Genomic DNA, 13638 nt, shown 5'->3' with positions numbered 1-13638 from the left:
TAAAATTATAAAAAAACAATTTTTCTTTTGAAGAATTTTCACTTTGCAGTAGATTAAAAAATATTATGACATTGAAAGAAAAAATAGAAACTAACTATAAAAATTCTCTAAAATCAAAAAATAAGGTTGAAATCTCAACCTACAGGTTAATTTTATCTGGAATAAAAGATCTTGATATTGTCAATCGATCTGGAGCCAACATAAAAGAAACAGACGATGATGATATAAAAAAACTTTTAAAGAAAATGATTAAGCAAAGAACCGAATCAATAGAGATCTATAAAAAAAATGAAAGAATGGATTTGTTAGAAGTTGAGCAAAATGAATTTGATCTTTTATCTAGTTTTTTACCACAGCAGTTAAGTGATGAAGAAACTAAAAAAATATGTGTAGATACAATAAGTAAATTGGGTGCTGCATCAATTAAAGACATGGGTAAAGTAATGGGTGAATTAAAGAAGTCATACCCTGACAATCTAGATTTTGCTAAAGCTGGACCTTTGCTAAAAGAACTATTAAATAAATAATGAAATACCCAAAAGAGTATTTGGACGAAATTAAAACTCGTTTAAAGGTTTCGACAGTTGTATCAAAGTCTGTCAGTCTTAAAAAAAGAGGCAAAGAATTTGTAGGTTTATCACCCTTTAAAACTGAAAAAACGCCTTCATTTACAGTTAATGATGAAAAAGAATTTTATCATTGTTTTGCAACATCGGAACATGGAAATATTTTTGATTTTGTAATGAAAACTCAAAATTTGAAATTTGGAGAAGCAGTAAAATCATTAGCAAATCTTGCAGGTATGAGACCTTATACGTTTTCAAAGCAAGATGAAGAGCGTGAAAAAAATTGGCAAGAATATTGCTCAATCTACAATCAATATGTTCAATTTTATCATGATGAAATTTTAAAGAATGAAAGCTTAACTATTGCAAGAGACTATTTAAAAAAAAGAAACCTTAGTAAAGATGAAGTCAAAAATTTTAAAATAGGGTTTGTTGAAAGAAACTCTAATTTTTATGAAAAATTAAAAGATGAATTTAGTGAAAAAGTTTTAGTTGAAAGTGGTCTTTTTTATTTAGATGAAAAAAAGAATACATACGTTGAAAGATTTCGAGATAGAATAATATTTCCAATTAACAATATTTCAGGTCAACCTATTGGGTTAGGAGGAAGAACCATCCAGGAAAATAGTTATTCAGCAAAATATATTAATTCGCCTGAAACACCTTTTTTTAAAAAGGGTTCTAACTTATATAATTTAGATTTAGCTAGAAGATTATCTAATAAAATAGATCATGTATATTTAGTTGAGGGATATATGGATGTAGTTGGTTTAAGTAAAAATGGGATTGAAAATGTTGTGGCAAATCTTGGAACTTCTTTAACGGATCGTCAAATTTTAATGCTTAACCAATTCTTTGAAGATATTATTATTTGTTTTGATGGTGATGAAAGTGGATACAAAGCAGCTCTTAGAGCAGCAGAAAATTCAATTAAAGAATTACAACCAGAAAAACAAATCTCGTTTCTTTTTTTACCAGATGGAGAAGACCCTGATAGTTATGCAAATAAAAATGGTAAAGCAAATTTTATTGATTTTACAAAACAGGCAAAAATTTCAATTCATCAGTTTATATTTAACCATTATAAACAACAAACAGATAACAATCCTTCATCAATGGCTATTTTTGAAAAAAAATTAAGAGCTATTGCTGCAACTATTAAAGATGATTTCATAAAAAAATACGTACTAGAGTTTTTCTTGGAGAAAATTTCATCTTTAACCCCACATAGCAATATTGGAAAAAAACAATTTTATACTAAAAAAGTTAAATCATTACAGTCTACTCAAAAACACTTTAACGAAAGTAAATTATTGAGCGGTGTTGAGCTTAAAGAATTTTCATTGCTTTATTTAATAATGAATAACTTAGATTTATTTCAAGAAAATATTCACATGATTGAAAATATAAATCTATTTAGCGAAGAAAATAAATTAATCCTTGAAACTTTGATAACTAAACTAAAGAGTGGAGAAAAACTTACCTTAGATCAAATTCCAATTGACCCTCAATTAACTGAAAAAATTTTTAAATTTGCCTCAATAAAACATATTCTAAATAACCACCAAAATGATCAGAATAAAATGTTTGAATTATTAGACGAAGTTTCTAGAGACCTCAAAAACTACGATTTAGAGTTTAGGATTGAAGAGCTCGAGTCGAAGTTCTCTAAAGATTTAAGCGAAAGCACTTTCAACGAAATAAGAGAGCTAAAAAAACAAAAAAACATCAATTAAATCCTTCAAAAAATACGTGGATTTTTCTCAAATTGGGCTTATATAAGTCTTCTCAAATATACTATTGTGGAAAGAATAATTACAAAATCATTTGCTAGACTTATGGGTCGTGGAACCCATAGAGGATTTATAACTTTTGATGAGCTAAATAAATCATTAGGTAAAAGAAATCTTTCAGACGAAAATTTAGAACAAGCCTTCATGCACATTCTTGATGAGAGTGTAGCATTGGTTGAAAAAAAATCTGACTTTAAAGTTTTAAGAAAAAAAGAAAATTCATCTAAAGAAGAAGGCAAGACAATTGAGAAAAGTGATGACCCTATAAGAATGTATTTAAGAGAGATGGGTGGAGTAGAACTCTTGTCTCGTGAAGGTGAAATTGCAATTGCAAAAAGAATAGAAGCTGGAAAAGATGTAATGCTTATCGCATTAGCACAAAGTCCAATTACTGCACAACAATTTGTAGAGTGGGATGAAAAACTTCAAAGTGATGAAATATTAGTTAGAGAAATTATTGATATTGATACTAACTACATGGAAGATGAAAATACAGGGCCAAGTGCTAAACAAAGAAATTCTGGGGAAACTGGTAAAAATGATGAGAATAATGGAGACGATGATGAGTTTAATCCAACGCTTGCAGCAATGGAAACTGAAATCAAACCAAAAGTTTTAAAAACTGTTAATACTTTAACAAAAGAATATGCAAAATTAATCAAGTATCAAAAAGAAAAACTTGATTGTATTTTAAACGCAGCAAGTTTCTCAGCCGCTAAAGAAAAAGGACATGATAAAATTGTAAGTGATATTTTAGAAAATATTAAATCATTACAATTGTCACCCTCTGTATTAGAAGAATTGGTTCAAAAACACTATGTGGAAAATAAAAAAATTGTTTCACTAGAAGGAAATCTTCTAAGGTTGGCAATGGATCAAAAAATTCCAAGAAATGAATTTATTAAGTTTTATATTGGCAATGAAATTAACCCAAATCTTAAAAAGTTCTTGGATACTAATCCAATGTGGAAACAGTTTTTTTCAAAAAACAAAGATGAATTTAAGAATATTAGAGAAAGATTAATTGAGATTAGTCATAAACTTGGAATTTCGGTAACTGATTATAAAAAAATAGTTAGCAGAGTTCAAAAAGGTGAAAAAGAATCTAGAATTGCAAAAAAAGAAATGGTTGAAGCAAACTTAAGATTGGTAATTTCAATTGCAAAAAAATATACAAATAGAGGACTTCAGTTTCTAGATCTTATTCAAGAAGGAAATATCGGTCTTATGAAAGCTGTAGATAAGTTTGAATACAGAAGGGGTTATAAATTTTCAACATATGCCACTTGGTGGATTAGACAAGCAATCACTAGATCTATTGCTGACCAAGCGCGAACGATTAGAATTCCAGTTCATATGATTGAAACTATCAATAAAATTGTAAGAACCCAAAGATTAATTTTAAGTGAGTTTGGTAGAGAGGCTACACCTGAAGAACTAGCACAAAAATTAAGAATGCCTTTAGATAAAGTCAGAAAAGTTTTAAAAATTTCAAAAGAACCAGTATCTCTTGAAAAACCAGTTGGAGATGAAGAGGATAGTAGTTTAGGTGATTTTATTGAAGATACAAAAGCATTAGCACCTTTAGAACAAGCTATTAAATCTAATCTGAGTGAAGCAACGACTAAGATTTTATCCACTTTAACACCAAGAGAAGAAAGGGTTCTTAGAATGAGATTTGGTGTTGGAATGAATACAGACCATACTCTTGAAGAAGTAGGTCTTCAGTTTTCTGTAACTAGAGAGCGTATTAGACAGATAGAAGCAAAAGCACTTAGAAAACTAAAACATCCAAGCAGATCAAAGCAGTTAAAGAGTTTTCTAGAAAGTTAGGTTAAACCAAGCCTTTGGCAAATGATTGATCTTATTATTTATTTTTATTAACTAAATAGTGTATTACATCTCACCAAATGAAAAATAATATCCTCAATTCTTATTTTTTTATACTATTTTCTTTTATACCTGCATCGATAATAGTTGGACCAGCAGTTTCTCTAGCTAATATTCTATTAATTGATTTTTCATTTATTTTGTTAATTCTATATAAAAAAGATTTCAAGTTTTTATCAAATAAAACTGTAAAATTAATATTATTATTATGCTTATATTTGGTTTTTAATTCATTTATCTCAAAAGATTTTTCCTTAGGAGTAAATAGAAACTTTGGTTTTATTCGTTTTGGAATTCTTTTTTGTGCATTTAATTATTTTTTTTATCATCAAAACTCTTTCAATAGAATTTTTGTGATATGGGTAGCCACACTTACTATTGTGGCTGTAGATACTTACATAGAAAGCTTTTTTGGACAAAATATACTTGGTTATAAAGATGCACATCTTGGGCAAAGAATCGTTAGTTTTTTTAAAGATGAGGCGATTGTAGGTGGTTATATCAATGGATTCTATTTAGTTATTATTGGTTATTTTTTAATTTTAAAAAATGAATTTTTAAAAAATAATAAAAACATAATTCTAATAATTTCTATATTATTTTTCGTTGCTATATTCTTAAGTGGTGAAAGATCAAATACAATTAAAGCATTTTTAGGATTTATAATTTTTTATGGTTTTAATGAATATTATAAATTTAAAACAAAACTTTTTTTAGCTTTCTCATTATTTATAATTATTGGTTTATTATTGGTTAAATCAGATTATCTAAAAATGAGATATGGACCTCAACTAGTACAACCAATAGTTTTAGCAAAAACTCAAATAACTCAATCTTTCAATAATTTTTTATTTAATAAAACTAAAATAAACGACAATGAAGAAAAATGGGTACGTAACTCATACCTAAATCTTTATAAATCTGGATTCAATATATTTAAAGAAAACCCAATATTTGGTGTTGGTAACAAAAATTATCGTTCGATAAGCTGTATGCCCATAAAAGATAGTGATTATTTTTGTAGTACTCATCCACATCAAATTTATTTTGAATTTTTATCTGAACATGGCTTGATAGGGACAGTAGTATTGTTACTAATTTTATTTAATTTAATTTTTTGTAAATTTAAAATAATTTTTCAGAAAAAAAATTATATTCAATTAGGATGTTTTATATTTTTATTGACTTCTTTCATCCCCCTTTTACCCTCTGGAGCCTTTTTTAGTGATTATAATTTAACACTATTTTGGGTAAACTTATCTTTGATGTATTCAATCGAAAAAAAAACAAATATATTTTCTAAAAATAATTATAATTTAAATTAATTTAAGGGAACTTAGCTCAATAGTAGAGTACTCGATTGACATTCGAGGGGTAGATGGAGCGTAACCATCAGTTCCCACCATTTTCATTATCTTTTACCTATACTAGACATCGGTTGCATTATAATATAATTAAAGTTTAATTTTTTAGGGCCTGTAGCTCAGTTGGTTAGAGCAGTACACTCATAATGTATTGGTCCCAGGTTCGAGTCCTGGCGGGCCCACCAAAAATTATTTTTATAGATGATTATTTAATAAACTCTTTTAAAGTAGAAAAAAGAGCATTGATATCTCCATCATTACTTTGAATGATAGAAGAAAATTCTTCCTTTTGAGTTCTTGCTAGACTTAAGCCTTCAATAATTAAATCTCTGATTAAAGGATTTTCTGGATTTTTTGTATAAATTCTCCAATCAATTTTAACCTCAGGCCTTTGTTCTGTTCCAACTAAAATACTAGATACCATTGTATAATTTTCATTTAATTTTTCTTTAGATATAACTTCAATCTCTGGATTTGAGTATTCAGCCAGTCGACTAGAAAAACTTTTTAGAAAATATTGTTCAAAAAGCATCTCATATTGATTTATTTCATTGTCACTTATATTTTTTCTATAAGCTCCTAAAGTGTAATAACCAATACCATTAATATCAACTGTTTCACTTGCAATTTGTTTTAGCTTTTCTATTTTTTCTTCTTTTGAATATTTGTTATTTAAGGCCTCAGAAGCTCTATTCACAGTTGATTGAACAAATACATCTGGTTCAATTGAATATGATTGATTAATACCAATAAAGTTAATTATGACGAAGGCAAATATTAAAAACTTTTTTAATCTCATTAAGTTTTATAAATTATTGAGCTTCTATTTCTTCCCAATCACTATCGTTTTGGGTTTCAGTTATTGCATTAGAGTTAGCTATTTTTTGTTGTCTATCTTGCAAATATAAACTTCTAACTGAAGCATAAAAGTCTAATGAATTTTTTTCCAAATTTTCAAACGAGTCTATATTTTTTGCTCTAAAATCTATCCCAGAACTTGCTCTTGATGCGTAATAATCAAAGTCAGAAAAATGCTGAGTATCATTAGCTACAGTAACGTTATACCAAGCATCTCCGCCTAATATATTTGCAAATGATCCAGCTGTGTCTCTAACGGTGGATGGTCCTAAAACAGGTAGAACAAGATAACATCCTGAACCAACACCCATTACACCAAGTGTTTGGCCGTAATCTTCTTTTTCATACACTGGAAAACCAATTTTTTCAGCCACATCAAATATTCCAACAACCCCAACTGTTGTATTAACAATAAATCTACCTGTGTTAACTCCAGCTTTTTTAAATTCTCCTTGTAGAATATTATTAGGTATTGTTACAAGTGTAGAGAGATTGTCTAGAGCATTACCTGTCCCAGCTCTAACTGGAGAGGGTAAAATTCTATAAGCTTTTGCAACAGGTTCAAAAATAACACCATCTAACACTTGGTTAAATTTAAAAGTTGCTCTGTTTACATTTTCAAAACAGTCTTTAACTTCACCAGAATTTTTTTTAGATAAGTTGTTTTCCCCGTCTGTATCAGCACTCACATTCGTTGCTAACATTAAACTTATTAGTGAAGTTATTAAAATTTTTTTCATTATCCTATGATTATATAATGTATATAATACCAATGTAAATCTAGATTTAGCTCTAAATATGACGCAAAAATGGCTTTAAAAACAATATTAAACTATTCCCTAAATTTTAATCCTAAAAAAAGAACTTCTAAGCAAATCAAATTTATTATCTTTCATTATACGGGTATGAAAAGCGAATCTAATGCTTTGAAAAGATTAACAGAAATACAATCTGAGGTTAGCTGTCATTATTTAATCAAAAATAATGGAGAAATTGTAAAAATAGTACCTGATTTATATATTGCATGGCATGCAGGAAAATCTTCTTGGAAAAATTATGAGTCTTTAAATCAAAATTCTATTGGTATTGAAATTACAAACCCAGGACATGAGTATGGTTATAAAAATTTTACACAAAAACAAATTACTACTCTTGTAAAGTTAAGTAAGTTTTTAATAAAAAAATATAAAATTAATCCTAAGAATATTTTGGGACACTCAGACATAGCAGTACTTAGAAAAAAAGATCCAGGTGAAAAGTTTCCATGGGAATATTTGGCTAAAAATAAAATAGGGATATGGCACACATTAAATAAGCAAGATTTACTAAAGAATAGAAAGCTAAAAATAAGCAAGATAGAAGAGAATATTTTTTTTAGAAACCTGTTTAAGATTGGATATTCAAAAACATTTCCAAAAAATATTGGTAGGAATAAATATTTAAGAGAATTAATAAAATCTTTTCAAAGAAGATTTAGACAAGAGTTGGTTGATGGAAAAATTGATCAAGAATCCTTATTAATCAATAAAAGCCTCATCAAAGCATACAGTTAAATTTTTCTTGAAGTTCTATAATTAAGTAATAAATTACATTTGCTAGATGAACGACTTATCGCTTTAATTTATTAAAGAGGAAAGTCCGGGCTCCGCAAAGACACAGTGCCAGATAATACCTGGCAGGGGAAACCCTAGGGATAGTGCCACAGAAAATATACCGCCATAACATGGCAAGGGTGAAAAGGTGTGGTAAGAGCGCACCGGTTCTATTGGTAACAATGAACGCTGGAAAACCCCACTGGGAGCAAGACTAAGTAGAGATGACATTGTTGCAAAACTAAAAGCCGTCTTTGGCTAGTCATCAGGGTTAGTTGCATGAGCTTAAGAGTGATCTTAAGCCTAGAGAAATGATAGGTTTAAATGACAGAACCCGGCTTATAGTTTGTCTAGCAAACTTATCCACAGTTCAATTTTAATTAATTTTAGATGTTCACCTTTTGATTCATAATTGAATCATTTCTGTTCTTATTTTTAGTCTTAGAATTGTATTGAGTTGAAACTAAAAATTGATTTTTGACTTTATGTAGATACATAAAAGTTATCTACAATCATTGCCAAATAAGCCTAAAATGAACATATTGACTCTATCTTTAAAAACCCATATTGTCCCATATATTCCCAAATATGGAATTTATGAAATATAAAAAATATGTTTTTATCTACTTACGAGAACAAAATAGACAAAAAGGGAAGGGTATCTGTGCCTGCTAGTTTTAGATCTCACCTTTCTAACTTAGGATACAATGGTGTTATCTGTTATCCCTCATTTAATAATCAGTCTATAGAAGCTTGCTCACAAGATAGAATTGAAAAACTTTCTGCAAGCATAGATTCATTAAGTCCATTTGAAGAAAAAAGAGATTATTTTGCAACATCAATTTTATCTGAGAGTATGAATTTACAATTTGATAGTGAAGGTAGAATTTCATTATCAACAAAATTATTAAAACATGCAAAAATAAAAAATAGCATGTTGTTTGTTGGCCAAGGTCAAACATTCCAAATATGGGAACCAGCAGCATTTGAAAAATTTAAGATCAACGCAAGAAAAAAAGCAAATCTAAATCGTGCTAGTCTTAAATGGGAAAAACATTTTAATAACAATGAGGGGAAATAAAAATGACAATTAACTTTAAATCACCAGAAATAAAAGAATTACAACCAAGATTATTAGTAGTGGGAGTTGGCGGAGCAGGTGGAAATGCACTTAATGAAATGATTGATAATGGACTTCAAGGAGTAGAGTTCATAGCAGTAAATACAGATGCTCAAGATTTAAAGTTAAGTAAAGCTAAAGCAAGAATTCAAATTGGCCTAAGTTTAACAAAAGGTTTAGGTGCTGGAGCAAAACATGACATTGGTCAAGCAGCTGCAGATGAATCTTTAAATGAAATTGTAAATACTCTTCAGGGTGCAAACATGGTTTTTATAACTGCTGGTATGGGTGGTGGAACTGGCACAGGCGCTGCACACGTTATTGCAAGAGCTGCTAAAGAATTAAATATTTTAACAGTAGGTGTTGTAACACTTCCTTTTTTATATGAAGGGCCATCAAGAATGAGAAGAGCTCAGGTAGGCCTAGAAGAATTAAGAAAACATGTAGATACAATTATTGTAATTCCAAATCAAAACCTATTTAAGGTTGCAAATGAACAAACTACATTTGAAGAATCTTTTAATCTTTCAAATAATGTTTTAATGCAAGGTGTACAGAGTGTAACTGATCTAATGGTTAGACCAGGTATAGTTAATCTAGATTTTGCTGATGTTGAAACTGTAATGGCTTCAATGGGCAAAGCAATGATGGGAACTGGTGAGGCTGAAGGAGAAGGTAGAGCAGCTAAAGCAACAGACATGGCAATTAGTAACCCATTGATTGATGATTATACGTTAAAGGGTGCAAAAGGATTACTAGTAAATATTACTGGTGGTAAGGATCTTAAACTTTTTGAGGTTGATGAAGTTGTTAATAAAATAAGAGCTGAAGTAGATCCTGAAGCAGAGGTGATTATTGGCGCTATTACATCTGGCGACCTTGATGGAAAAATTAGAGTATCAATAGTTGCAACGGCACTAGATGGACAACAACCAGAAAGTAAATCTGTAATTAATATGGTTCACAGAATACAAAATAGAAATCCTGGTTATTCAGATTTTAACAGTGCTAGTTCTGCTCAATCGTTTAATTTTTCACCTACAATGACTAGCCCTATTTCTCATGGAGCAAATGCATTAAAGTTAGAAAATGAAATAATTGCAGAACCAGTTACAAATACTGCATCATCAGAAATGATGAATGAGCAAACTGTTAGCAATCAAGAAGTTGAAAGTATTGTTGAAAACAATCAATCAAATGATTATGAGCAATCTTTTTCAGAGGAAGCACTTACTACTGCAAAGTCTGAAGAAAATAGCCCAATAGAAGAGGAGCATGTTTCTAATGGACTTGAAAACTTTGGTGTAGAAGGTGAAGACGCACCAGATCTATTTAGTTCGGATAGTGTAACTTCAGAGACAGAAGGATTTTTATCAACTGAAACTTCGGAAAACACTTCAGAAGATGATGATCTAGAAATCCCAGCATTTTTAAGAAGACAAAAGAATTAATGGTCTTCAAAAAAATAAATGATAGCCACCATAATACCAGATGTGAGAAATCATTATCCGGTATTGCTAAGTGAAATAATTAGCATTATTACCCCTCAATATGGTGGCACATTTATTGACTGTACATTTGGTCAAGGCGGATACACAAAAAGAATATTAAACTTTCCTGAAACAAAAGTAATTGCATTAGATAGAGATTCTGAGAGCTCTATAAAAGCTCAAGAACTTCAAAATAGTTTTGAGGATAGGCTGTTATTTAAAAATATAAAATTCAGTCAATTAAATAATCTAAAGTTAAAACATGAAAATATAAAAGCTGTAATTTTTGATTTAGGATATTCCTTGAACCAGATTAAAGACCCAAAAAAAGGTCTTTCATTTGATAGCATTGGTGAACTTAATATGAAAATGGGTATAAATGAATTTTCAGCAAAAGAAGCAATTAATCAATTAGATGAAAAAGAACTTACCAAAATATTTAAATATTTTGGTGACGAAGCAGACAGTAAAAGAATAGCACACAATATTGTTGAAGACAGATCTAAAAGAGAGATCACAACAGAAGAGCTAGTTAGGATTATAGAATCTTCGAAAAGAAAAAGAAATTATAAGACACATAGTGCAACTAAAATTTTCCAAGCATTAAGAATATTTGTAAATAAAGAAATTAGTGAACTAATTTATGGATTAATTAATGCTGCTAAAGTTGTTAAAAAGGATGGAGTTATTGCAGTTGTAACATTTCATTCTTTAGAAGATAAAATTGTTAAATACTTTTTTAAAAGTTTATCTGAAAATAAAAGCATCTCAAGACATATGCCAAAAACAGAAGAAAAATTAAATTTATTTAAATCTGTTATAAAAAAACCAATAGTACCAAGTGATAAAGAAATTAGAGAAAATCCACCTTCTAGATCAGCCAAGTTACGTTATGTAATTAAAAAAGAAGATTTTTTCGATTTTGAAACAGATATCTTAGATAAATTTAAACATTTAATTGACATTGAAAATTTATCAAAAAAACTATGAAACAATTAGTGTTAGCTGTTATTTTCGTATTAATATTAATTACATCACTTATTAAAACTTCTACAAAAGAAATAGAAGATCAAATTTTTATAGTTAAAGAAAATATAAGACCTTTAAAATCGGAACTCGAAGATGCATTGCTTGAGTTTAACTATTTGAGCTCTCCTGAAAAATTAGTTCAGTATCAAACGCAATACTTTGAAAAAGATTTAATCAAAATTGAAATTATGAATATTAAGGAAATCATTAAAAATAATGAAACTTTAGAAATAAAAGACTTAATCAGCAAAAATGAAAATGAACAATAAAAAGAATATTATTCTAGAAGAATATGAAAATGAATTTTCATATAAAAAAAGTAAAACTAATTTAGATATACAATTTAATAGAATAGCGTTTATTTTTTTTGTTTTTTTGGTGATTTCAGTAATTTATTCAATACAATTGCTTCATTTAGGCTCGTTAAAAGAAGAAAATACCAAGGAATTCTCAACTATAAATAAAAACTATAGAGCAGACATACTTGATAGAAATGGAAATTATTTAGTTAAAACAGTTAAGTCGATAGATATTGGTATTAACCCTATTGAAGTAATTGATAAAAAAAAACTATTAATTAATTTACAGTTAATATTCCCAGATAAAAACTATGAAGAGATTACTAAGAAGCTTGAAAAAAATAAATTCTTTTATTTAGAAAAAAAAATATCTTCTGACAATTATGAAAAAATTATGTTACTTGGAGATAAATCAATTAAGTCAGAAGAAAAATTAACTAGAATTTATCCTCAAAAAAATCTCTTTAGTCATATTATTGGTCAAATAGATGATGACAATAAAGGTATATCAGGACTTGAAAAATCCTTTAATGAAAAATTAAAACAAACAAACGAACCACTTAAATTAACAGTAGATACTGACATACAATTTTTAATTAGAGAAGAGTTAGTAAAGTTTCAATCTATATTTAGAAGTAAAGGTAGTACAGCAATTTTGATGAATGTTAATAATGGAGAAATTATATCTATGGTTTCTTATCCAGATTTTGATCTAAATAAAAGAGAGACGATAGTAGATCTCAACTTTATTAATAGAGCAACAAAAGGAGTGTATGAGCTGGGCTCGGTATTTAAAACTTTTACAGTAGCAGCTGGATTAGAGGAAGGCTTAATTGATACTGACACAGAATTTTTAAATTTAGAAAAAAAACTACAATGTGGAAAAAGTAGTATCTCTGAATATGACAATAAAATACCATCAGATCTTACCGTAGAACAAATTTTAATTAGGTCTGGAAATATAGGATCTGTAAGAATTGGACAAAAATTAGAAATTATTAAATTAAAAGCTTTTTTAGAAAAAATTGGAATCTTAAATAAAATAAATTTTGATATAGAGGAGGTTGGAGAGCCAATTCCATTTAAGTGGGGAAAATGTAAACTTGCGACGGTGTCTTTTGGACATGGAATAACTACCACTCCATTACAATTAGCAAAAGCTTATGCAATAATTTCAAATGGTGGTTTTGCTATTGAGCCCAGCTTAATAAAAAAAGAATTAAAAGATCCTGAAAAAGAAAGAAGAATAATCAAAGCTGGTATTTCAGAGAAGATAAATCCAATACTTAGAAAAATTGTAAATACTAAAGAAGGTACAGCAGGACTTGTAAACATTGAAGGTTATGAAGTTGGTGGAAAAACAGGAACTGCTCAAAAAACAATAGTAGGAGGTTACTCTAAAGCAAAAGTAAATACATTTGCAGGTATTTTCCCCACTTCTAAACCTAAATATGTGCTGATAGTTCTACTTGATGAGCCAAAAACTTCATCAGACTACGTATATGAATATAAAAATAAAAAAGGTTCATATAAAGGAACCCCATTTAATACAGCAGGGTGGACATCTGTTGAAGTAGCTGGAAAAATCATAGAAAAAATTGGGCCTATTTTGGCCACAAAACATATAGAAAATTAAT

At 28.8% G+C, this 13638-nt stretch carries 12 protein-coding genes, 2 tRNA genes and 1 other RNA gene; 13 read left to right on the top strand and 2 right to left on the bottom strand.

From position 1 onward, the window contains the following. Positions 1–65: 65 nt before the first annotated feature. The 6 genes from AC5SMR_RS05360 to AC5SMR_RS05335 all read left to right on the top strand — a co-directional run bounded on the left by AC5SMR_RS05360 (position 66) and on the right by AC5SMR_RS05335 (position 5798). Positions 66–527, top strand: a complete 462-nt coding sequence (locus tag AC5SMR_RS05360; protein WP_006997869.1) for a GatB/YqeY domain-containing protein — start codon at positions 66–68, stop codon at positions 525–527. Continuing rightward, positions 527–2302, top strand: coding sequence for a DNA primase (dnaG, locus tag AC5SMR_RS05355; RefSeq protein WP_278386982.1), 1776 nt, complete (start codon positions 527–529; stop codon positions 2300–2302). Before AC5SMR_RS05360 ends, dnaG begins: the two co-directional genes overlap by 1 nt. A 66-nt stretch (positions 2303–2368) precedes the next feature. After that, positions 2369–4192 (top strand): RNA polymerase sigma factor RpoD, encoded by a 1824-nt coding sequence (gene rpoD, locus AC5SMR_RS05350; RefSeq protein WP_494576567.1) that lies wholly within the window; start codon positions 2369–2371, stop codon positions 4190–4192. 77 nt (positions 4193–4269) lie between these two features. Continuing rightward, positions 4270–5574, top strand: a complete 1305-nt coding sequence (locus tag AC5SMR_RS05345) for an O-antigen ligase family protein (RefSeq protein WP_494576565.1) — start codon at positions 4270–4272, stop codon at positions 5572–5574. A 5-nt stretch (positions 5575–5579) separates the two neighbouring features. Beyond that, a tRNA-Val gene (locus AC5SMR_RS05340) sits at positions 5580–5654 on the top strand. A gap of 67 nt (positions 5655–5721) precedes the next feature. After that, positions 5722–5798, top strand: a tRNA-Ile gene (locus AC5SMR_RS05335). 20 nt (positions 5799–5818) lie between these two features. Here the strand turns inward: AC5SMR_RS05335 and AC5SMR_RS05330 are convergent. Beyond that, a complete protein-coding gene (locus AC5SMR_RS05330) occupies positions 5819–6412 on the bottom strand; it encodes a Tgt2/MlaC family protein (RefSeq protein WP_494576563.1) in 594 nt (197 codons plus the stop codon). 13 nt (positions 6413–6425) lie between these two features. Then, a complete protein-coding gene (locus AC5SMR_RS05325) occupies positions 6426–7211 on the bottom strand; it encodes an MlaA family lipoprotein (protein ID WP_494576561.1) in 786 nt (261 codons plus the stop codon). Positions 7212–7280: 69 nt separating this feature from the next. Between AC5SMR_RS05325 and AC5SMR_RS05320 the strand changes: the two genes are divergently transcribed. The 7 genes from AC5SMR_RS05320 to AC5SMR_RS05290 all read left to right on the top strand — a co-directional run bounded on the left by AC5SMR_RS05320 (position 7281) and on the right by AC5SMR_RS05290 (position 13637). Next, complete coding sequence (locus AC5SMR_RS05320; protein WP_494576559.1) at positions 7281–8024, top strand: N-acetylmuramoyl-L-alanine amidase; 744 nt, start codon at positions 7281–7283, stop codon at positions 8022–8024. Between the two features lie 42 nt (positions 8025–8066). Next, an RNA gene (gene rnpB / locus AC5SMR_RS05315) (RNase P RNA component class A) lies at positions 8067–8421 on the top strand. A 255-nt stretch (positions 8422–8676) separates the two neighbouring features. Then, positions 8677–9144, top strand: a complete 468-nt coding sequence (mraZ, locus tag AC5SMR_RS05310; protein ID WP_006997875.1) for a division/cell wall cluster transcriptional repressor MraZ — start codon at positions 8677–8679, stop codon at positions 9142–9144. Between the two features lie 2 nt (positions 9145–9146). Beyond that, a complete protein-coding gene (gene ftsZ / locus AC5SMR_RS05305; RefSeq protein ID WP_494576557.1) occupies positions 9147–10634 on the top strand; it encodes a cell division protein FtsZ in 1488 nt (495 codons plus the stop codon). Positions 10635–10652: 18 nt separating this feature from the next. After that, positions 10653–11663: a 16S rRNA (cytosine(1402)-N(4))-methyltransferase RsmH gene (gene rsmH, locus AC5SMR_RS05300; protein WP_006997877.1), complete on the top strand. Its 1011-nt coding sequence runs from the start codon at positions 10653–10655 to the stop codon at positions 11661–11663. Further along, a complete protein-coding gene (locus AC5SMR_RS05295; protein WP_494576555.1) occupies positions 11660–11971 on the top strand; it encodes a cell division protein FtsL in 312 nt (103 codons plus the stop codon). Before rsmH ends, AC5SMR_RS05295 begins: the two co-directional genes overlap by 4 nt. Next, the gene (locus tag AC5SMR_RS05290; protein ID WP_494576553.1) at positions 11955–13637 is read left to right on the top strand and encodes a peptidoglycan D,D-transpeptidase FtsI family protein; all 1683 of its coding nucleotides are present in this window, start codon (positions 11955–11957) and stop codon (positions 13635–13637) included. The genes AC5SMR_RS05295 and AC5SMR_RS05290 overlap by 17 nt, the downstream gene beginning before the upstream one ends. Position 13638: the final 1 nt, after the last annotated feature.

This window comes from Candidatus Pelagibacter sp. PS_28 (assembly GCF_059417885.1).
The sequence above is the reverse complement of the archived record's forward strand: the minus strand, read 5'-3'. Positions and strand labels throughout refer to the sequence as shown.